Origin of the sequence: Streptomyces sp. NPDC006602, assembly GCF_042870385.1 — a bacterium.
Classification (GTDB): Bacteria; Actinomycetota; Actinomycetes; order Streptomycetales; family Streptomycetaceae; genus Streptomyces.
The window spans coordinates 44,083-65,458 of the sequence record NZ_JBIAHG010000013.1 but is presented as its reverse complement, the minus strand read 5'-3'; the positions used below and the strand labels follow the sequence as shown (position 1 = coordinate 65,458).

The window sequence follows — 21,376 nt, the reverse complement described above, 5'->3', positions numbered from 1 at the left end:
GTGAGGTGTGTGCCTTCATGACGACCCCTGCCCGCACGAACGCCGCCCAGCTCCCCGTCCGCGTCCTCGGCGGCCCCACCGCCCTCTTCGAGTACGGCGGCCTGCGCTTCCTGACCGACCCCACCTTCGACGCGCCCGGCGACTACCGGACGCCCGGCCGGCCGCTCCTGACCAAGACCGCGCCCTCGGCCGCCGCCCCCGGCGATCTGGGCCGTATCGACGTGGTGCTCCTCTCGCACGACGAGCACGCCGACAACCTCGACCGCTCCGGCCGTGCCCTGCTCGCCGACGTCCCGCTCACCCTTACCACGCCCGGCGGCGGCCGGCGTCTGGGCGGCGGCGCCAAGGGACTCGAGGACTGGGAGTCGGTCGAGCTGGACCGCCCGGGCGGCGGCACGGTCACCGTGACCGGCGTGCCCGCGATCCACGGACCGGGGACGCATGAGGACGTCGTGCCGGTCACCGGACAGGTCGTCGGCTTCGTGCTGACGGGCGAGGGCCTGTCGACCGTCTACGTCAGCGGCGACAACGCCTCACTCGACGCGGTGCGGCGGATCGCCGAGCGCTTCGGGCCGGTCGACACGGCCGTCCTGTTCGCCGGAGCCCCCCGCTTCCCGGTGCTCTTCGACGGCGAACCGCTCGTCCTGGACAGCGCCGGGGCCGCCGAGGCGGCGCGGATCCTCGACGCGCGCCGGGTGGTTCCGGTGCACTGCGACAGCTGGTCCCACTTCACCGAAGGCCGAGAGGACGTCGTGAAGGCGTTCACGACCGCCGGGCTGGCCGACCGCCTGCAACTGGCCTGAAGAAGAGCGACAGCGCAGCAACAGAGCGCGCCACGCGTCGTCCGGCGCCGGTCCCTCCCCTCGTGGGGACCGGTGCCGAACCATGCGGGCGGCGTCGGTCCACGGGCTCTGGTGCTCATGGAAGGAGACCGGCGCGCCGTGTCGTGTTTCCGGCGGAAGTTGGCCGAGAACATACGGCGTCATGGGTGGTCTCTCCGAGCGCTGAGCTGGTGGCCTGTCTGGACGACGTCCGATTGCTGCGCTGTTGCGTCGTGATCCTGCCAGCAGGGGGCCCGGCTGAGGAGGTTCCGGTACCGGTCCGGATCCGTAACCGCAGGTCAGCCATATAAAGTGAGTTTTCCGGTCCGGATGGTCCAAGGGTCCGGACAGCCGGGACGGACCGGTGGTCCGGTGGTCCGAACGGGCCGATGGTCCGGATGTCCAAGCGCGGAGCAGTAAGGGGTGGACGCCTTGAGTTCCGACTCAGGGGCACGCACGGCCTTCGCCGAACGCCTCGCGCTGCTGTACAGGGAGGCCGGCAACCCACCCCTCAAGAGCGTGTCGGAAGCGGTCGTACGGCTTCAGCGGGTCGACGAACGCGGGCGGGCCGTACGGGTGTCCGCCCAGCGGATCAGCGACTGGCGGCGGGCGAAGAACGTGCCCGCGCAGTTCGCCGCGCTGTCCGCCGTACTGCAGGTCCTGATTCCCCAGGCCCGCCGCGAGCGGCCCGCGCCGGTGGCGCCCGGGCTCTACGACCTGGGCCAGTGGCAGCGGCTGTGGGAACGGGCGGTGGCCGATCCGGCCGGGGAGCGGGCCGCCGCCCCTGCGGAGGGGGAGGAGGAGCAGCGGGCCGGTGTGTGCCCGTATCGCGGGCTCGCCTCCTACCGTCAGGAGGACGCCCGCTGGTTCTTCGGCCGGGGGCGCAGCACCGAGGCCCTCGCCGCCCAGCTGCGTGCGGCGGAGAAGACGGGCGGCCTGGTGATGCTCGTCGGCGCCTCGGGGGCGGGAAAGTCCTCCCTGCTCAACGCCGGCCTGGTACCCGCCCTGCGGCAGGGCGCGCCGGGCGGCGAGAGCGACGCCCCGGCGCGGGAGGTGCTCCAGCTCGTACCGGGCGCCGATCCGCTCGCGGAGCTGACCGGCCGGATACCCGGGCTCGCGGAGGTCGCGTCAGGCACCTCCGGCGCGTCCGGCACCTCCGGCGCGTCCGGCACGTCCGGCGGGTCCGGCACCTCCGGCGGGTCCGGCGCGTCGAGCGCGGAGGAGACCCAGGCCGTGAGGGACACCGTCACCGCGTGGGCGGCGCGCTGTGAGAACCCCGCCCCTCCGGTCGTCATCGTGGACCAGTTCGAGGAGGCGTTCACCCTCTGCTCCGACGAGGCCGAGCGGAGGAGGTTCATCCAGTTCCTGCACGCCGCGTGCACGCCCGCCGGGCTGGGTGAGCAACCCCCCGTGCTCGTGGTCCTCGGCATCCGGGCCGATTTCTACGAGCAGTGCCTCGGGTATCCCGAACTGGCCGACGCGCTCCAGCACCGGCACATGGTGCTCGGGCCGCTGACCACCGCGGAGTTGCGGGAAGCGGTGACCGGGCCCGCCAAGGCCGTCGGGCTGGAGATGGAGCCCGGCCTGGCGGAGCTGATCACCCGGGAGGTGAGCGCCGACGGGCCGCGCGGCGCGCACGACGCGGGAGTGCTGCCGCTGCTGTCCCACGCGCTGCTCGCCACCTGGCAGCGCCGCAAGGGCGGCCGGCTGACGCTGGCCGGCTACCGCGCGGCGGGCGGCATCCAGGGCGCGGTGGCGGCGACCGCCGAGCGGGCCTGGTCCGGGCTGGACCCGGCGGCGCGTACGGCCGCGCGGCTGCTGCTGCTCCGCCTCGTCCGGCTGGGCGAGGACACCCAGGCGACCCGTCGGCGCGGGACGCGACGGCAGTTGGCTCAGGAGTCGAGGGACCCGGACAAGACGGAGGAGTCGCTCGAAGCCCTCGTACGCGCCCGGTTGGTGACGCTCGACGCGGAGACGGTGGAGATCACCCACGAGGCGCTGCTGACCGCCTGGCCCCGGCTGCGCGACTGGATCGACGAGGGCCGCAGCGACCATCTGCTGCGCCAGCGTCTCGAGGAGGACGGCCGCGCCTGGGAGGGTTCCCACCGCGACACCTCCCTCCTCTACCGGGGTTCGCGGCTGGAACAGGCCCACACCTGGGCGAAGTCCGCCGGCGAGACCTTCCTGACCCGCAGCGCGGTGGACTTCCTGGCCGCCTCGGTCAGGCTGCGCAGGCGGACCGTCTGGATCAGCCGCGGCGCGGTGTCGGCGCTGGTCGTGCTGGCCATGGTGGCCGTCGGCGCGGCGGTGATCGCGTGGCAGCAGCGCAACGACGCGATGTTCGAACAGGTGGTCGCCGAGGCGGACCGCGTCCAGTACACGGACCCCTCGTTGTCCGCCCAGCTCGACCTGGTCGCCCACGACCTGCGGCCCGGCGACGAGGGCACGAAGAACCGGCTGATCTCGATCGTGAACGCCCCCCTGGCCACCCCGCTGCTCGGCCACACCGGCGCCGTCTACCTCACCTCGTTCAGCCCGAACGGACACACGCTGGCCACCGCCAGCTACGACCGGACCGTACGCCTGTGGGACGTGCGGGACCCGACGCACCCCAAACCCCTGGGCAAGCCCCTCACCGGGCACACGAGCTGGGTGAGCAGCGCGGTCTTCAGCCCGGACGGCACCACTCTCGCCAGCGCCGGGGACGACGGCACCATTCGCCTGTGGGACGTACGGGACCCCCGGCATCCGATCCCGCTGGGCAAGCCCCTGACCGGGCATGAGGGCACGATCTACCTGCTCGCCTTCAGCCCGGACGGACGGACACTGGCCTCCGCCGGCGAGGACCGGACCGTACACCTGTGGGACATGGCGGACCCGGGCCGGCCGAAGGCGCTCGGCGCTCTCACCGGGCACACGGCCGCGGTCCGCGCCGTGGCCTTCAGCCCCGACGGGCGGACGTTGGCGACCGGCGGCGACGACGACACGATCCGGCTGTGGAACACGGCCGACCCTCGCCGTCCCAAGCGGGTCGGCCCGGTGCTGAGGGGCCACACGGCCCTCGTGCACTCCGTGGCCTTCAGCCCCGACGGCCGCACCCTCGCCAGCGGCAGCGCGGACGACACCGTACGGCTGTGGGACGTGGCCGATCCCGCGCACGCCGAGGCCGTCGGCGGGCCGCTCACCGGCCACACCGGCGCGGTGTGGTCCGTGGCCTTCAGCCCCGACGGTACGACGCTCGCCGCCGCCAGCGCGGACAGCACGGCGAGCCTGTGGAACGTCAGCGATCCGGCGTACCCGGCGCAGGTCGGCGAGCCGCTCGCGGGCAGCAGCGGCGAGATGTACGCGCTGGGCTTCAGCCCGGACGGCCGCACCCTCGCCACCGGGAGCGGCGACAGCAAGGTCCGCCTGTGGTCGATCCCGACGTCGGACATGATCGGCCGGAGCGGGGCGTTCCGGCCGGACGGGCGGGTGCTCGCCACGGCCGCGCGCGACGGACGGATCCGGCTGTGGAACGTGGACACTCCCGACCGGCCGGTGTCCCTGAGCGAGCCGTTCATGCCCAGTGACGAGGGCCAGCGTTCGCTGGCGTTCTCCCCCGACGGCCACACGCTCGCGGTGCTGACGGGCAGCCGGGAGGTGTACCTGCTGAACGTCACCGACCCGACCCGGCCGGCCTCCTACGGGCCGCCCCTCACCCTGCGGACCCGGTTCATGGGCCCCGACGCGCTGGCCTTCAGCCCCGACGGGCGCACCCTCGCGACCGCCTACGACGAGCGCACCCTCCAGCTGTGGAACGTGCGCGACCCCTCCCACGTCGTTCCGTTCGGTACGCCGCTCACCGGCCACAAGGGCTACGTCAACGCCCTCGCGTTCAGCCCGGACGGCCACACGCTGGCCAGCGGCAGCGCGGACGGCAGCGTCCGGCTGTGGAACGTCACCGACCCGAGCCGCACCAAGTCCCTCGGCGCCCCGCTCACGGGCCACGTCGGCCCCGTCAACGTGCTCGCGTTCGGCCCGGACGGCCACACGCTGGCCAGCGGCAGCGACGACGACACCGTACGGCTGTGGAACGTCACCGACCCCGCCGAGGCGACCGGACTGGGCTCCCCCCTCACCGGCCACACCGAGGCGGTCGTGTCGCTGACCTTCAGCGTGGACGGCGACACCCTGGCCAGCGGCGGCAACGACAACACGGTCCGCCTCTGGGACGCCGGGGACCCCGCCCACGCCTCTCCCATCGGCCAGTCGATGAGCCCCAACGCCAAGACGGGCAACTTCCTGTCCTTCAGCCCCAAGAGCCACATGATCGGGGTGTCCAGCGGCACCGACACCGTCCGGCTGTGGAACCTCGACGTCGACGACGCCATCAGCCGCATCTGCTCGACCACCCGGGGCGTTCTGACACCGGAGAAGTGGCACGAGTACCTGCCGCGGCTGTCGTACGAGCCGCCTTGCGACCGGTGACGGCCATCGTTCGACCGGTGACGGGCCGCCGCGCGGCGAGTGACGGAAGAGGCTGGGTCGCGTGATCCCGCTCACAACTTCTTGCTACGGCTCAGCAGTCGACTCCCGCCGGACAAGCAGCCTTGTTACTGTTGGCCATAGCCCGATCGCTGGTGCATCCCCCGTCGCCAGCGGTCGGGCGTTTACGTGCCCGGGCTCCGGGCGCTCAGCCGTGGGCCGGCGACCGCACGGAGCTCGTTTCTCCACTCCCCTGGAAAGGTGGTGGGTGTCGCCGTGACCCGGCGCATCATCATCGTCACCGCTGTCCACGCCCCCTCGGCCCGCTTCCTCCCCGAGGCCCACAGGTCGCTGTGCGACCAGGAGTTACCGGGCGGCTGGGAGTGGCACTGGGTGATCCAGGAGGACGGACAGACGAACGCCGTCGCCCCGTACGTCCCCGACGACGACCGGGTGACTTTCCGGCAGGGGCGTCCCGGCGGCCCCGGTGTCGCCCGCACGATCGCGCTCGCGCACGCGGAGGGCGCGTACGTGAAGATCCTCGACGCCGACGACCAACTCACCCCCGGCACCCTGGCCCGCGACCTGGCCGCCCTGGAAGCCGATCCGACGATCGGCTGGGCGACCTCCCGCGTCCTGGACCGGTTTCCGGACGGCTCGACCGCGGGTTTTCCCGGGGACCCGGCCGACGGACCGATCGAGCGCGGCGCGGTGCTCGCCTTCTGGCGGGCCAACGGCTTCCGCGCCCAGGTCCACCCGGCGACCCTCTTCGTACGACGGGATCTACTGCTGACTCTCGGCGGCTGGATGGCGCTGCCGGCGTCCGAGGACACGGGGCTGCTGCTGGCGCTGAACTCCGTGAGCCGTGGGTGGTTCTCGTCCGAGGTCGGGCTGCTCTACCGGAAGTGGGAGGGGCAGGCGACCGGGCAGGCGGCTCACGTGGACACCGTCGAGCGGGGGGCGCGGATGGCCGTGGTGGAGGCGCGGGCGCGGGCGCTCGCGGGGTCGGGGTGGAGCTGGCCGGTCCGCTAGTGCCGATGCCTGCAGCGGCGCTAACCGTTCCGCTCGCTGACGGTGATCGCCTGCGACGGGCAGAGCTCGGCCGCCTCCCGCACGTCCGGATCGTCGCCGGTGTCCTCGCGGCCGGGTATGACGGCGCCGAATCCGTCCGTCACCGTGAAGACGGACGGAACGCGGTAGACGCAATCGAAGGAGCCGTAGCACAGGTTGGAATCGACGGAGACCTTCATACGCAGTGCCTGCCCGTCGAACGCCCCTTCTAGGCACCCTTGTCGAAGGGAAGCTCCAGCATCCGGATGGCGTTGCCCCGCAGCAGCTTGTACGTCACCTCGTCGGAGAGGCCGGCCACATGTTCCGCGGCGACCTGCTTGGTGTGCGGCCAGGTCGAGTCGACGTGCGGGTAGTCCGTCTCGAAGGTCGCGTTGTCCTCGCCGACCGTCCTGATCGCCTCGATGCCGTGCTTGTCGCGGAAGAAGCAGCAGAAGATCTGCCGGTAGTAGTACGTCGACGGCGGCTCCGGGATCAGGTCCTTGACCCCGCCCCACGCCCGGTGCTCCTCCCAGACGTCGTCGGCGCGTTCCAGGGCGTACGGGATCCAGCCCATCTGCCCCTCGCTGTACGCCAGTTTCAGTCGCGGGAACTTCACCAGGACCCCGGAGAAGAGGAAGTCCATCATCGACGCCATGGCGTTGTTGAAGCTCAGCGCGGCCTGGACGGCGGGGGGAGCGTCGGGGGACGCGGCCGGCATCTGCGACGAGGACCCGATGTGCATGTTCACCACGGTCCCGGTCTCCTCGCAGGCCGCGAAGAAGGGGTCCCAGTAGCCGGAGTGGATCGACGGCAGCCCGAGATACGTCGGGATCTCGCTGAACGTCACGGCCCGTACACCCCGTTCGGCGTTGCGCCGGATCTCCGCGACGGCCAGGTCGATGTCCCACAGCGGGATGAGGCACAGCGGGATGAGCCGGCCGCCGCTGTCGCCGCACCACTCCTCGACCATCCAGTCGTTGTACGCCCGCACGCACGCGAGCCCGACCTCCTTGTCCTTGGCCTCCGCGAAGGTCTGCCCGCAGAAGCGGGGGAAGGTGGGGAAGCAGAGCGAGCCCTCCACATGGTTCATGTCCATGTCCTCCAGCCGGGCCTTCGGATCCCAGCAACCCCGCCGCATCTGCTCCCGCGTGATCCCGTCGAGCGTCATCTCGTCCCGCGAGAAGCCGACGGCCGCGATGATGCGCTTGTACGGGAACAGCTCGCCCTCGTACTCCCACCAGTCGGTGAGCTGACCCTCCGGGTCGGTCGTGAACCGGTACTTCCCCCCGACGTACTGAAGATCACCGATACCCGCGGTGAACGGCTTCGGCCCCCTGTCCCGGTACTTCGCCGGAAGCCACGTCTCGAAGAGATGCGCGGGCTCGATCACATGATCGTCAACGCTGATGACCTTGGGCAGTTCCCTGGCGCTGCTGTCGACACTGACACTGACCACTGCTTGCCCCCTGCTGCCTGCCGATATCCCGGCACGAATCTGACGACCCATCAGATAAAGCGTAGGGGGAGCCTCCTGCGGCAGCAATACACGCCGCCTTGATCGTGGGAGGACGGATCTCGGCGGGGTCGCTGCGCCGGTAGGCTGGGCCGACTGCGGCATCCCCCACCATCACCCGTGTCACCGTGGGGCGTTGAGTCCCGCGGCGGTCGAGACGTCATCGCGGTATGTACGGCATTCACGTTATTCACGGCATTCACGGTATTCACGGCATGAGGATGAAACACAGGTGCTGATAGCGGGCCGGTACCGGCTGCAGGATCCGATCGGACGCGGCGCGATGGGGGAGGTCTGGCGGGCGGTCGACGAGACGCTCGGCAGGAGGGTGGCCGTGAAGCTCCTCCTCCCCCACGACTCCGATCCGACGGCGACCTCGCGCTTCCGGCTGGAGGCCCAGACCGCCGGCCGGCTCAACCACCCGCACGTGGTGGGCGTGTACGACTTCGGCGAGTACGACGGCCGGCTCTTCCTGGTGATGGAACTGGTCGAGGGCGACAGCCTCGCCCGCCGGCTCAGCACCGCGGGACCGCTCCCCGTCGAGCAGGTGGCCCGGATCGCCGCACAGGCCGCCGCCGGGCTCGCCGCCGCCCACCAGCAGGGCATCGTGCACCGCGACATCAAGCCCGCCAACCTGCTGCTGGACGCCGACGGCACCCTGAAGATCGGCGACTTCGGCATCGCCCGCTTCGTCGACGACCCGTCCGGCGCGCTCACCACCACCGGCCAGATCGTCGGCACCAGCCTCTACCTCGCCCCCGAACGCGCGCTGGGGCAGGCCGCCGGTCCGGCCTCGGACGTCTACGCGCTGGGCTGTCTGCTCTACCAACTCCTCACCGGGCGCCCGCCCTTCCAGGCCGACACCGCCGTGGCGATCCTGCACCAGCACCTCGACGCCACCCCCGTACCGATCCGGCAGGTCCGCGCCGAACTCCCGCCCGCCTTCGAGAACTTCCTCCTCGGGCTCCTCGCCAAGCGGCCCGAGGACCGCCCCACCGCGCCGCAGATCGCCGAGTGGTTCGGCGGCGGGGCGTGGCAGGGACGGTCGGAACCGTTGCCGGAACCCGAACCCGCCGCTCCGGTCACGGCGACCACGTACACACTGCCGTCCGCCGTCGTACGGCCGCCGTCCCGGTCCCGCGGTGCGGCGCGTGCCGGGCGGCCGGGGTTCCCGCGCCGGCCGAGGGTGATGGGGACGGTCGCCGGGGTCCTGGTCTTCCTCGCCGCGATGCTCGCCGGGATGCTCTGGTTCTCACCGGGCGACAGCTCGGCGGACCGCCCCCGGAGCGGTACACCGGCCACCACGAGCGGCTCTGCCACGGCCTCGACACCGGTTACCTCCGGGGCGGGTGAGGCAGGCGAGGCGTCCGCGACCAACCTCTCCGACACACCCGAGCCCTCCCCCACGCCCCCGTCGCCCTCCCCCTCCACGACGGACGACGGCAAGAAGGGCAAGGACGGTCAGGACAAGAGCAACGACCAGGACGAGGAGCAGGGCGACGGAGACGAGGAGGGCTGAGGTCAGTTGTTCCAGGTCTCGTCGTACGGGTCCTTGGGCGCCTTGGCCGGTGCGGCGCAGCTGACCTCGATGAACGGGATCGGGCCGCCGTTGACCGGGTCCTTGGTCCGCTTGGCCGTGTACGTGCCGGTGACCTCCAGCCAGGTGTCCGGCTGCAGCACCGGCGGGATCCTGCCGGTCAGGCCGACCTTGACCGGCTGGGCGTCCGCGGCACAGCAGTTGAGGGCCATGCGGACCAGGTACGGCGCCCCGGTGCGGTCCAGCGCGACGAACCCGGTGACCTTGACCTGCCGGTCGCCGAGGGAACGTCCGTGGTCGTAGGCCGCGCGGCCCGCGTAGTCGACGAGGCTGAGGCGGAGCGGTCCGTCGGGGGGCAACGCGGCGTAGCCGAACGGCTGTTGCAGGGCCGTACCGGTGCGCAGGGCGCTGTACGAGCCGAGGGCGGGCGGGGCGACGAGGATCAGGGCGAGGAGGGGCAGGACGAGGAGCCAGGAGACGCGGGGTTCGGGGTGCGCATGACCATCGTCCCCGTGCTGCTGCTTCCTCGCCCGCCACTCGTACCAGACCGTCGCCACCGCCGCCGCGATCAGTACGACGCCAGAGGCCAGCAGCATCGGACGCAGCCCGGCCTTGACGTACCGCAGGTAGAGGTCGGTGAGGCCCGCGTGCAGCAGGGCCGCGCCGAGCAGGAACAGGACCGCGGCCTGCGCCTGCCGGTTCACAGCAGGACCGCCCCGGTCAGCACCGACACCGCGACGGCGAGGACGAAGGTCGTGGGCGCGAACCGCAGCGCGAAACCGCGCCCGAAGGTCCCCGCCTGCATCGCGAACAGCTTCAGGTCGATCATCGGCCCGACGACGAGGAACGTCAGCCGGGCGGTGAGCGAGAACTGCGTCAGTGACGCGGCCACGAACGCGTCCGCCTCCGAGCAGATCGACAGCAGTACGGCGAGAATCGCGAGCGCCAGCACCGAGACGACCGGATGCTCGGCCGCGACCCGCAGCCACTCCTGAGGCACCACCGCCTTGAGCGTCGCGGCGGCCATCGCTCCGATGACCAGGAACCCGCCCGCGTGCATCACGTCGTGCCGGACCGAGCCCCAGAAGGCGGCGCCCCGGCCCTGACCGTCGTACGTCTCCCGGGCGGGCGGCCGCAGCCAGTCGGTGCGGCCCAGCCGCAGCCACAACCAGCCCATCACGCACGCCACGAGCAGGCTCGCGACGAGTCGGGCGAGGACCATCTCAGGGTCGTTGGGGAAGGCGACAGCCGTGGCCGTCAGCACGATCGGGTTGATCGCCGGCGCGGACAGCAGAAACGCCAGCGCCGCGGCCGGCGTGACCCCCCGCCGCACCAACGCCCCGGCCACGGGCACCGACGCGCACTCGCACCCCGGCAGCACCACCCCCGCCGCCCCCGCCACCGGTACCGCCAGAGCAGGCCTCTTGGGCAGCGCCCGGGCGAAGAACGACGCCGGCACGAACACCGCGATCGCCGCCGACAGCAGCACACCCAACACGAGGAAGGGCAGCGCCTGCACGATCACGGCGACGAACACGGTCGTCCAGCTCTGCATGACGGGTGCGCCGAGAGCGCGGCGCATGGGGCCCTGGGCGAGCACCATCATGACCAGCAACAGCGTGAGGGCGAGCGGCGAGTCGAGCCGCCGCCGCTCGTCCCGCGCTCTTGGCGCTTCCTGCTTCCGCTCGCCCCCCGGCGGGCTCGCGTCCTCGCCCGTCCGCTGCGGGGCGGCTTTGGTGATGGCCACGGGCGAGGTACCTCCGGGCTTTCGGGGACGATCCCTTTTCTTCTGTACGAGGATTCCGCCGCCATTGCTCAACTCCGCGCGGGATCATCTGTGGGAACGGTACGACAGGCGCAGGGAGATCGGGCTCGGGGGCGGGGACGGGGACAGGGACAGGGACGGTGCCACGCAGCGGTTCTGGACCCGGCCGTGCAACCACCCGTACCGGTGAGGCAGTCTTGGCCCTTGTGGTGAGCGTTCCGAATCAGAGTCCGCCGGGTGATGCGGGTGCCGCGCACATGGTGGTGTGCGGTGACGACGGGCTCGCGCATCGGCTGGCGGCCGAGTTGCGCGGGGTGTACGGCGAGCAGGTCACGCTCGTGGTGCCGCCGGCCGAGCGCACCGTGCGCCCGCCGGTCGTCGGACGTTCCCGCGGGGCCTCGGCGCTGCTGGACCGGGTGGTGAACGCGGCCGTCAACCGGGCCGGTGGCAACGGCACTTCGGGCGATCCGGTGGGCGACGAGCCGGTGCTCGTGGCGGCCGCCGAGGCGACCGAGAACGTGCTCGCCGAGGCGGGTGTGGAGCGGGCGGCCGCTCTCGCCCTCGTGTACGACGACGACGAGACCAACATCCGTGCCGCCCTCACCGCCCGCCGCCTCAATCCCACGCTCCGGCTCGTACTACGGCTCTACAACCGGCGGTTGGGGCAGCACATCGAGGAACTCCTCGACCAGGCGGCCGCGCTGGCGACGGGTGGTACGACGGGGCCCGCCGCGGTGTTCGACGCCTCTACGACCGTGATGTCCGACGCCGACACGGCCGCACCCGCGCTGGCCGCGAGCGCCGTCGCCGGCACCAGCAAGGTCGTCCAGACCGACGGGCTGATGCTGCGCGCGGTGGAACGACCGGTGCCCCGGCCCGGCGAGACCCCCGACCCGGGCTTGGCCACGCTGGCGCTGCTGTCCGCGACCGCGACGCCCAGCGACCCGGCCGGCGACGCGAACGGTCCCGAGAGCGGGGAGCAGGGGCCACTCCTGCTGCCCGACGCGGCGACGGTACGGGACGCCGCCGGGCGCGGAACCGTCGTACTGGAGCAGGTGTCGTACTCCGGGCCCTCGCTGCCCGCCGGGCGCGGGATCGTGCCGCCGTTCGCCTCGCTGTTCTCGCGGCGGCTGCGGTGGTCGCTGGCCGGGCTCGTGGGGTGCGTGGTCGCGCTCGCGGTCGCGTTGACGCTGGTCACCGGGGACCACCCGGTGCAGGCGACCTACCTGACCCTGCTCGACATGTTCGCCATCAACGACCCCGCCGTCGGCGCGTCCACCGGCCGCCAGATCCTCCAACTGCTCTCCGGTCTGGTCGGGTTGCTGCTGCTGCCGGTGCTGCTCGCCGCGGTGCTCGAAGCGCTGGGCACCTTCCGGAGCGCCTCCGCGCTGCGCAAACCGCCGCGCGGGCTCGGCGGACACGTCGTGCTGCTCGGACTCGGCAAGATCGGCACCCGGGTACTGACGCGCCTGCGGGAACTCGACATCCCCGTGGTCTGCGTCGAGTCCGACCCCGACGCGCGCGGGCTCGCCACCGCACGGCGGCTCAGGGTGCCCGTCGTGCTCGGCGACGTCACCCAGGAAGGCGTCCTGGAGGCCGCCAAGATCCACCGCGCGAACGCGCTGCTCGCGGTGACCAGCGCGGACACGACCAACCTGGAAGCCGTGCTGTACGCACGGTCCGTACAGCCCGACCTACGGGTGGTCCTCCGTCTGTACGACGACGACTTCGCGACCGCCGTGTACCGCACCCTGAGGGCCGCGCATCCCGGTGCGTCCACGCGGAGCCGGAGCGTGACGCATCTGGCGGCGCCCGCGTTCGCCGGGGCGATGATGGGGCGGCAGATCCTGGGGGCGATCCCGGTCGAGCGGCGGGTGCTGTTGTTCGCCGCCGTGGAGGTGGGCGGGCACCCGGAGCTGGAAGGGAAGACGGTCGGGGAGGCGTTCAGGGCGGGGGCCTGGCGGGTGTTGGCGTTGGACACGGGTGCCTCCGGCGGACGGCGGGGTGAGTCGGCCTCGGAGGAGGCATCCCAGGACGAGGACGAACGGGGTTCCGGGCTGGTGTGGGACCTGCCGGACACGTATGTGTTGCGCGGGTCGGATCGGGTGGTGCTGGCGGCTACCCGGAGGGGACTCGCGGAGTTGCTGGGTCGGCGGGCCCGGCGGGAGCGGGCGGAAGCGTAGGGGCTCTGCTCCTGGCACCCCCGCCAGGGGGCTCCCGGCCCCTGGGCCCCCGGCCCATGCCCACCCACCGCCCGAATCGGTCGATCAAAAGGTGGACCTCTCCTCGCAGCTAGTGCCGCGGCAGGCAACGTTTGCCCGTCAAGGAGCGGCGTCCGGTGCGTGCTCTCGGCGTGCCGGACGGAAGCCCTCGTACTGGACGTACTTGGGCTTTCGTCCGGTGCGGCGAGAGTGCGTGCCGGGCGTCGCGACGGGGCGAACGTTGCCTGTCGCGGCACTAGCTCGGCAGATGCCTCGCCGCGAAGTCCAACTCCAGCCTCACCTGCTTGATGCGCTCGTCCACCACCAGCGAGCCGTGTCCCGCGTCGTACCGGTACACCTCGTGCACCGCGCCCCTCGTCTCCAGCCGCTTGACGTAGTTGTCGATCTGGCGGATCGGGCAGCGCGGGTCGTTGACGCCGGCCGAGATGTAGACCGGGGCTCTGACCTGGTCCACGTACGTGATGGGTGAGGATGCCTCGAAGCGTTCCGGGACCTCCTCCGGGGTGCCGCCCAGCAGGGTGCGGTCCATGGCCTTCAGGGCTTCCATCTCGTCGTGGTACGCCGTGACGTAGTCGGCGACCGGGACCGCCGCGATGCCCAAGGCCCAGGCGCCGGGCTGGGTGCCGAGGCCGAGGAGGGTGAGGTAGCCGCCCCAGGAGCCGCCGGTGAGGACCAGGCGGGAGGGGTCGGCGAGGCCGGAGGTGATCGCCCATTCGCGGACCGCCGCGATGTCCTCCAGCTCGATCAGGCCGACGCGGTGCTTCAGGGCGTCGGTCCAGGCGCGGCCGTAGCCCGTGGAGCCGCGGTAGTTGACGCGGACCACCGCGTATCCGTGGTCCACCCATGCCGCCGGGCCCGCGGCGAAGGCGTCGCTGTCGTGCCAGGTCGGGCCGCCGTGGATGTCGAAGACGGTGGGGAGGGGGCCGGTCGCGCCCGCCGGCTTCTGGACCAGGGCGTGGATGCGGCCGCCCGGGCCTTCCACCCACACGTCCTCCACGGACACGGATCCGGGGGACTTCATGCCGGGCGGGTCGAGGACGACCTCGCCGGTCGTCGAGCGGACGGTCGAGGGCTCGGCGGACGAGGACCAGAGGTACTCCACGCTGCCGTCGGGGCGGGCCGTCGCCCCGGAGACCGAACCGGCCGGGGTCGGCACCTTGACCAGGTCACTGGTCGCCAGGTCGTAACGGAAGAGCTCGCTGCGGGCCTCGAAGCTGTGCGCGATGAGCAGCCCGGTGCCGTCCGGATACCACTCGGCGCTCACGTCGCCGGGCAGTTCCAGGGCGAGGTCGCTCTCCACGCCGGTCGCCACGTCCCACACGAGGGGCTCCCAGCGTCCGCGCCGCTGGTGCCCGATGAGCAGCCGGGTGTCCCCGTCCACCGGCGCGAAGCCGAGGACCTCGAGGCCCAGCTCCTTGGCACCGCCCTTGGTGTCGTCGAGTTCGGCGACCGCCGTGCCGTCGGGGCGCAGGACGCGCAGCGCCGAGTGCATCGCGTCGCCGTGCTCGGTGTGCTCGATCGCGATCAGCGAGCCGTCGTGGGAGAGGTCGCCGACGCCCGCCGACTCACGGTGGCGGTAGATCTCCACCGGGTCCTCGCCGGTGCGGGCGACATGGATCGTCGTACCGTCCTCGTCGGTCGACCGGCCCACGACCGACGTACGGCCGTCCCGACCGAGCGCCAGGCCCGCCGGGTAGGACGCCTCCAGGCCCGGCGTGGCGAGCTCGTCCTCCCCGCCTTCGAAGGGCTGGCGGCGCCAGACGCCGAACTCGTCGCCGTCCTTGTCGTCGAACCACCACACCCAGGTGCCGTCCGGGGAGAGCACACCGTCCGTCGTGCCGTTCGGCCGGTCGGTCACCTGGCGTTGCTCGCCCGTCGGACGGTCCCAGGCATACAGCTCGTACGTCCCCGTCGCGTTCGACACGAACAGGGAGCGGTCCGGTGCGTCCTCCGCCCAGTCCGGCAGCGACACCCGGGGCGCCCGGAAGCGCTTCTCCCAGTCCGGCATCTCCTCGTTCCGCTCGGCCGCGGCGGGCCCGTTGCTCTCAGTCATGGCCCCATACTGCCCGCCCCGACCGACAACGCGCTGGCCAGGTCCCCAGCCTGTGGACAACTTCCCTGTGGAAAACCTCGCCGTCGCAACCCCGGCTTGCCTCGAGCATCTCGTCGAGCGGTACTGACCGGCGCCGACCCCGCGGCCCGGCCGTCAGCGGAAGCACCGTACCGTTGAAGGCGTGTACCGGTTTCTGCTGACGCCCCGTTGGTGGGGGATCAACGTCTTCGTGCTGCTCGCCATCCCCTTCTGCATCTTCATGGGGTCGTGGCAGCTGAGCCGCTTCGAGGACCGGATGCAGGACGGCCGGACCGTCAGCGCCGAGGCCGCGTCCGGTCGCCAGGAGGCCGCGCGTCCGCTGGCCGGGCTGCTGCCCGTGGACAAGGCGACCTCCGGCAGGCTCGTCACCGCGACCGGCCGGTACGACCGGCAGCTCCTCGTCCCGGACCGCGAACTGGACGGCAAGAACGGGTACTACGTCCTGACTCTGCTGCGCACCGACGACGGGAAGGCGCTGCCCGTCGTCCGGGGCTGGCTGCCGGGCGACGCCGACGCGGCGAAGGCCCCGGCCGCGCCCGGCGGCGAGGTCACCGTCACCGGTGCGCTCCAGGCGTCCGAGACGCCCGGGAGCGACGGCGTCAGTGCGCAGGGCGGGCTGCCGGCCGGGCAGACGGCGGCGATCAGCGCGGCGTCGCTGGTGAACCTCGTGCCGTACGGCGTGTACGACGCGTGGGTCACGCTGGCCGCGGCCGACTCCGGGATGACGGCCGTGCCGGCTGCGGCGCCGCCGGACACGGGGCTTGATCTGAAGGCGTTCCAGAACCTCGGGTACACCGGGGAGTGGTTCGTGTTCGCCGGGTTCGTGGTGTTCATGTGGTTCCGGCTGCTGCGGCGGGAGATCGAGTTCTTGCGGGATGCGGAGCTGGGGCTGGTGCCGGAGAAGTCGGCGTCGGCGTCGGGTGAGGAACCTGTCGCTGTGGACGTCGGGAACAAGTGACCCGGACCGGTGCTCGGGGGCGGGTCGCGCAGCCCGGCGCTACGGGGTGCCGCTGCGCCCACCCGTGCCGCCCCAGCGGCACGACTGCCCGCAGCTGCGCGGGCCTCGGCTGTCCGCAGGCTTGACGGATTGGCTGCCCGCAGCTGGGCGGCCTCGACCGCCCGCAGCTGCGCGGGCTTGACGGGCTTGGCTGCTGCCTCCGGGCTCAGCGGGCCGACGTGCGATTCGGCCCTTACGACGCCGCCAGCACGCCCGTCCAGTAGACCGTCCCCGCGCACGCGTTGGACACCGTCGCCGAAACAGACGGCGCTCCGCCCTCCGCCGTGTTCGTGACGATCACGCTGCCGTCGGCCGTGCCGCCGTCCTCGGTGACGAGCTGGGTCGATGTGCCGGCGTCGCCGCTGGTGGAGGTGCCGCCGTCGGTGGTGGGGTCCGTGCTGGGCGTCGGGTCGGGCGTCGGGTTGCCCGTGTCGCCGGTCGAGTTGTCGCCGGTCGTGGGGCAGGTCTCCGAAGGCACCCAGGCGAACTTGACGTCGTAGGCGGAACCCGGCTTCAGCACAAGGGAGGCGACCTCGAGGGACGGGTCGGGCAGTGCGGCCGCCGCGTCCCCGGCGACATGCCGGGCCGTGCTGATCTTGGCGGCGTCCGCCGCGCCGGTCGGGGTCGGGGTGACCGTGCCGGGGCCGACGACCGTGCACTCGGCGGTGGAGGTGTTGGTGATGCGGAAGGTGCCGTAGACGGTGCCGACGGAGTCGGGGGCGTCGACGCTCTGGGTGGCCGAGCCGAGCTCGGCGGTCGTACATGCGGGGACGCCTGCCGCGCTGGTCGTGGAGGGGTCGGCGCCGCTGCTCGCTCCGGCGCCGCTGCCGGTGCCCTTGCCCTTGTCCTGTTCCTTCTGCTCGGCCTTGCCCTTGTCCTCGGTCTTGCCCGCGGTGCCGCCGGAGGTGGTCTCCCCGCCGTCAGGGCCCTTGCCGTCGCTCGCGCCGCCCTGTGCCTGGGAGTAGTGACCGGCCATGGACGGGTCGGCGTCGGAGCCGGTGGAGTTGGAGACGTGGACGAGGGCCGGGATGGCGGTGCCGACGAAGAGGGCCGCGGCCGCCATGCCGACGAGGGCCTGCCGCTTGCGCGCCCGCCGGGCGGGGACCGCCCTGCGCAGATGGTCCAGCGTGCCGTCGCGCGGCTCGATCTCCTGGACCGCCTGCTGCAGCAGGCCGCGCAGTGCCAGCTCGTCCGAGTCGAGCCCGGTGGGGCTCTGGTCGTCGGGGCCGTGGTTCACAGTTCCGTTCCCAGCGTGTGATTGCTTCGGCGCCTGCTTGTCCGACGACGGTGTCGGCTCGCGCCATTCATAGGGCTCGTGGGGGACGTGCAGATGACGTCGCCCGTTGTTGTCTCCGCTCATACGGGGGCCTCCATGGCAACCCGCAGAGCGGCTATGCCGCGCGAGCCGTACGCCTTGACGGAACCCAGCGATATCCCGAGCGTCTCGGCGACCTGGGCCTCGGTCATGTCCGCGAAGTAGCGCAGCACCAGGACCTCACGCTGGCGGCGCTGCAGGCCCTTCATCGCCCTGATCAGGGAGTCGCGCTCAAGCTGGTCGTACGCCCCCTCCTCCGCGCTCGCCATGTCCGGCATCGGCTTGGACAGCAGCTTCAGACCGAGGATGCGGCGGCGCAGGGCGGAGCGGGAGAGGTTGACGACCGTCTGACGCAGGTACGCGAGGGTCTTCTCCGGGTCGCGGACGCGCTTGCGCGCGGAGTGGACGCGGATGAAGGCCTCCTGGACGACGTCCTCGCAGGAGGCGGTGTCGTCGAGGAGGAGGGCGGCGAGACCCAGCAGCGAGCGGTAGTGCGCCCGGTACGTCTCGGTGAGGTGGTCGACGGTGGTGCCGGCCGCCACCGTGCCCTCGGCACCGTCGCGCTGACTGGGGATGCGGGCGGGCCGCGCTGCGGGCATGGGGGCGATCACCGGCATGCCACCGGGCGTGCCGGCCATGCGGGGTCGTAGGGACGGGCGGGGCGGCCGTAGGGCCGTGCCGCGCGTCGCCGCTCTGAAGTCGAGAACCTCTGCCACGCCAGTTGGACACGCTTCCCCCCGTCAGGGTTGTACGCGACCGACCGTCTTCTGCCAGGCAGCACAACTGACCGTACGTCAAACGCGCTCATGGCCTACCCGCTCTTCCCCTGTGTCCTGAATGGCCAGGGCGTCCCCACGCCCTGTCAAGCGTCCCCGTGCCCCCAAGGGCGTTCGCAAAGACGCTCCCCGCCCTCCGCTTGGTTGCGGAGGACGGGGAGCCAAATCTTCGGATGCCGAGGCGGCTCGGTTCAAGTGGTCCGGACCATCGACCGGCTCACATTTTTCTTACAGATCCTACAAATGTACGCGGTTACGGCCAGGACTTTTCCGGCGGTAGCCCCTTGCCGCACCAGACATCACACATCAGACCAAGCGCACGAGGCCGCTCGGACGTCACCGGAACTCCGCCGCCACCAGCTCCGCGATCTGCGCGGTGTTGAGCGCGGCGCCCTTGCGCAGGTTGTCCCCGCACACGAAGAGTTCGAGCGCCGTCGGGTCGTCGAGCGCCCGCCGCACCCGCCCGACCCAGGTCGGATCGGTGCCCACGACATCGGCGGGCGTGGGGAACTCCCCCGCCTCCGGGTTGTCGAAGAGGACGACGCCGGGTGCGGTGGCGAGGATCTCGCGCGCCTTGCGGACGGTGACCTCGTCCTGGAAGCGGGCGTGGACGGTCAGCGAGTGCGTGGTGACGACCGGCACCCGTACACAGGTCACGGCGACGGGCAGCCGGGGCAGTCCGAGGATCTTGCGCGACTCGTCGCGCACCTTCATCTCTTCCGAGGACCAGCCGTCCTCGCGCAGCGATCCGGCCCACGGTACGACGTTCAGCGCGACCGGCTCCGGGAACGGCCCGGTGTTGTCCCCGACCGCCCGCCGCACGTCACCGGGACTGGTCCCCAGTTCCGTGCCGGCGACCATGGACAGCTGCTGACGCAGGGTCTCCACACCGGCGCGCCCGGCCCCGCTCACGGCCTGGTAGGAGGAGACGACCAGCTCGCGCAGCCCGAACTCGGCGTGCAGCGCGCCGAGGGCCACGATCATGGAGAGGGTCGTGCAGTTGGGGTTGGCGATGATGCCCCGCGGCCTGACGCGGGCCGCGTGCGGATTGACCTCGGGGACGACCAGGGGCACCTGCGGGTCCATCCGGAAGGCGCCCGAGTTGTCCACCACCACCGCGCCCTTGGCGGCGGCGACCGGCGCCCACTGGGCGGACACCTCGTCGGGTACGTCGAACATGGCGACGGCGATCCCGTCGAAGGCCTCCTCCGACAGGGCCACCACCTCGACCTGCTCACCGCGCAGGGCCAGCTTGCGGCCGGCCGAGCGCGGTGAGGCGATCAGACGGATCTCGCCCCAGATGTCCGCGTGCTGGGACAGGATCTGGAGCATGACCGTGCCGACGGCTCCGGTCGCCCCCACGACCGCGAGCGTCGGCCTGCCGGTTCGCCCGGCACCCACGGTCATCAGCGTCCCGTGCCTCCGTAGACCACGGCCTCGTCGCTGTCGGAGTCGAGCCCGAAGGCGGAGTGCACGGCGCGGACGGCCTCGGAGACGTCGTCCTGGCGGGTGACGACCGAGATGCGGATCTCGGAGGTCGAGATCAGCTCGATGTTCACGCCGGCGTCGGACAGCGCCTGGAAGAAGGAGGCGGTGACGCCCGGGTTGGTCTTCATTCCGGCGCCGACGAGGGAGATCTTGCCGATCTGGTCGTCGTAGCGCAGCGACTCGAAGCCGATCGAGCCCTTCGCCTTCTCCAGTGCGTCTATGGCCTTGCGGCCCTCGGTCTTGGGGAGGGTGAAGGAGATGTCCGTCAGACCGGTGGAGGCCGCGGACACGTTCTGCACGATCATGTCGATGTTGATCTCGGCGTCCGCGACGGCGCGGAAGATCACCGCGGCCTCGCCCGGCTTGTCCGGGACGCCGACAACCGTGATCTTGGCTTCGGAGACGTCATGGGCGACTCCGGAGATGATGGCGTGCTCCACCTGCTGGTCCCCTTGCGACTCGGGCTTCTCGTTGCTGACCCAGGTGCCCGGCAGTCCGGAGAAGGACGAGCGGACGTGGATCGGGATGTCATAACGGCGTGCGTACTCGACGCAGCGGTGCAGCAGCACCTTGGAGCCGGAGGCGGCGAGCTCCAGCATGTCCTCGGAGGAGATCCAGTCGATCTTCCTCGCCTTCTTCACCACCCGCGGGTCGGCGGTGAACACGCCGTCGACGTCGGTGTAGATCTCGCACACCTCGGCGTCGAGGGCGGCGGCGAGCGCCACGGCCGTGGTGTCGGACCCACCGCGTCCCAGCGTGGTGATGTCCTTCTTGTCCTGACTGACACCCTGGAACCCGGCGACGATGGCGATGTTGCCCTCGTCCAGCGCCGTCCTGATCCGGCCGGGCGTGACGTCGATGATCCGCGCTTTGTTGTGGACCGAGTCGGTGATGACGCCTGCCTGGCTGCCGGTGAAGCTCTGGGCCTCGTGGCCCAGGTTTTTGATCGCCATGGCCAGCAGTGCCATGGAGATCCGCTCTCCGGCGGTCAGCAGCATGTCGAACTCACGGCCGGCAGGCATCGGAGACACCTGTTCGGCGAGATCGATCAGCTCGTCCGTCGTGTCGCCCATCGCGGAAACGACCACGACCACCTGGTGGCCGTTCTTCTTCGCTTCCACGATTCGCTTGGCGACGCGCTTGATGCCCTCGGCATCGGCTACGGAGGAGCCTCCGTACTTCTGCACGACAAGGCCCACGTGCGCTCCTCGCTCATTCCGTCTGTGTATCCACAGTCCACACCTACACGGGTGTGGTGCGGTCGGCTCAGTCTATCGAGCGCCCGAAATCAGCCCCTGAGGTATCGCATCGTGAGATTCGGGCGCCCAGGTCAGCG

Annotated in this window: 15 protein-coding genes; 6 read left to right on the top strand and 9 right to left on the bottom strand. The window is 71.7% G+C overall.

Annotated features, from left to right (window positions below):
* Window positions 1-17: 17 nt before the first annotated feature.
* The 3 genes from ACFYO2_RS28765 (at window position 18) to ACFYO2_RS28755 (ending at window position 6,317) form a co-directional block, all read left to right on the top strand.
* The gene (locus tag ACFYO2_RS28765; protein ID WP_388354888.1) at window positions 18-803 is read left to right on the top strand and encodes an MBL fold metallo-hydrolase; all 786 of its coding nucleotides are present in this window, start codon (window positions 18-20) and stop codon (window positions 801-803) included.
* A gap of 441 nt (window positions 804-1,244) precedes the next feature.
* Window positions 1,245-5,288, top strand: coding sequence for an AAA family ATPase (locus tag ACFYO2_RS28760; RefSeq protein ID WP_388354886.1), 4,044 nt, complete (start codon window positions 1,245-1,247; stop codon window positions 5,286-5,288).
* Window positions 5,289-5,561: 273 nt separating this feature from the next.
* On the top strand, window positions 5,562-6,317 hold the full coding sequence (locus ACFYO2_RS28755) for a glycosyltransferase family 2 protein (protein ID WP_388354884.1): 756 nt from the start codon (window positions 5,562-5,564) through the stop codon (window positions 6,315-6,317).
* Window positions 6,318-6,337: 20 nt separating this feature from the next.
* Here ACFYO2_RS28755 and ACFYO2_RS28750 read toward each other — a convergent pair whose 3' ends face one another.
* Window positions 6,338-6,535, bottom strand: a complete 198-nt coding sequence (locus ACFYO2_RS28750; RefSeq protein WP_388354882.1) for a ferredoxin — start codon at window positions 6,533-6,535, stop codon at window positions 6,338-6,340.
* Between the two features lie 29 nt (window positions 6,536-6,564).
* Window positions 6,565-7,791, bottom strand: a complete 1,227-nt coding sequence (locus tag ACFYO2_RS28745) for an amidohydrolase family protein (protein WP_388354880.1) — start codon at window positions 7,789-7,791, stop codon at window positions 6,565-6,567.
* Window positions 7,792-8,080: 289 nt separating this feature from the next.
* On the opposite strand from ACFYO2_RS28745, the gene ACFYO2_RS28740 reads away from it, so the two are divergent.
* Window positions 8,081-9,367 (top strand): serine/threonine-protein kinase, encoded by a 1,287-nt coding sequence (locus ACFYO2_RS28740; RefSeq protein ID WP_388354878.1) that lies wholly within the window; start codon window positions 8,081-8,083, stop codon window positions 9,365-9,367.
* A gap of 2 nt (window positions 9,368-9,369) precedes the next feature.
* Here the strand turns inward: ACFYO2_RS28740 and ACFYO2_RS28735 are convergent, their stop codons facing one another.
* Window positions 9,370-10,089 carry a TIGR03943 family putative permease subunit gene (locus ACFYO2_RS28735; protein WP_388354877.1) on the bottom strand — a complete coding sequence of 240 codons (720 nt, stop codon included), beginning with the start codon at window positions 10,087-10,089 and terminating at the stop codon, window positions 9,370-9,372.
* Window positions 10,086-11,132, bottom strand: coding sequence for a permease (locus ACFYO2_RS28730; RefSeq protein WP_388354875.1), 1,047 nt, complete (start codon window positions 11,130-11,132; stop codon window positions 10,086-10,088). The genes ACFYO2_RS28735 and ACFYO2_RS28730 overlap by 4 nt, the downstream gene beginning before the upstream one ends.
* Before the next feature lie 275 nt (window positions 11,133-11,407).
* Here ACFYO2_RS28730 and ACFYO2_RS28725 point away from each other — a divergent pair, with 275 nt between their 5' ends.
* A complete protein-coding gene (locus tag ACFYO2_RS28725; protein WP_388355151.1) occupies window positions 11,408-13,333 on the top strand; it encodes an NAD-binding protein in 1,926 nt (641 codons plus the stop codon).
* A 274-nt stretch (window positions 13,334-13,607) separates the two neighbouring features.
* Here the strand turns inward: ACFYO2_RS28725 and ACFYO2_RS28720 are convergent, their stop codons facing one another.
* Window positions 13,608-15,425, bottom strand: coding sequence for a prolyl oligopeptidase family serine peptidase (locus tag ACFYO2_RS28720; RefSeq protein WP_388354873.1), 1,818 nt, complete (start codon window positions 15,423-15,425; stop codon window positions 13,608-13,610).
* A gap of 181 nt (window positions 15,426-15,606) precedes the next feature.
* Between ACFYO2_RS28720 and ACFYO2_RS28715 the strand changes: the two genes are divergently transcribed.
* A complete protein-coding gene (locus ACFYO2_RS28715; RefSeq protein WP_388354871.1) occupies window positions 15,607-16,422 on the top strand; it encodes an SURF1 family protein in 816 nt (271 codons plus the stop codon).
* A 232-nt stretch (window positions 16,423-16,654) separates the two neighbouring features.
* Here the strand turns inward: ACFYO2_RS28715 and ACFYO2_RS28710 are convergent, their stop codons facing one another.
* From ACFYO2_RS28710 to ACFYO2_RS28695, 4 genes are all read right to left on the bottom strand, one after another.
* A complete protein-coding gene (locus ACFYO2_RS28710; RefSeq protein WP_388355149.1) occupies window positions 16,655-17,698 on the bottom strand; it encodes a hypothetical protein in 1,044 nt (347 codons plus the stop codon).
* 119 nt (window positions 17,699-17,817) lie between these two features.
* Complete coding sequence (locus ACFYO2_RS28705) at window positions 17,818-18,414, bottom strand: SigE family RNA polymerase sigma factor (RefSeq protein ID WP_388355147.1); 597 nt, start codon at window positions 18,412-18,414, stop codon at window positions 17,818-17,820.
* Window positions 18,415-18,888: 474 nt separating this feature from the next.
* Window positions 18,889-19,959: an aspartate-semialdehyde dehydrogenase gene (locus ACFYO2_RS28700; protein ID WP_388354870.1), complete on the bottom strand. Its 1,071-nt coding sequence runs from the start codon at window positions 19,957-19,959 to the stop codon at window positions 18,889-18,891.
* A complete protein-coding gene (locus ACFYO2_RS28695) occupies window positions 19,959-21,239 on the bottom strand; it encodes an aspartate kinase (protein WP_388354868.1) in 1,281 nt (426 codons plus the stop codon). Before ACFYO2_RS28695 ends, ACFYO2_RS28700 begins: the two co-directional genes overlap by 1 nt.
* Between the last annotated feature and the right edge of the window lie 137 nt (window positions 21,240-21,376).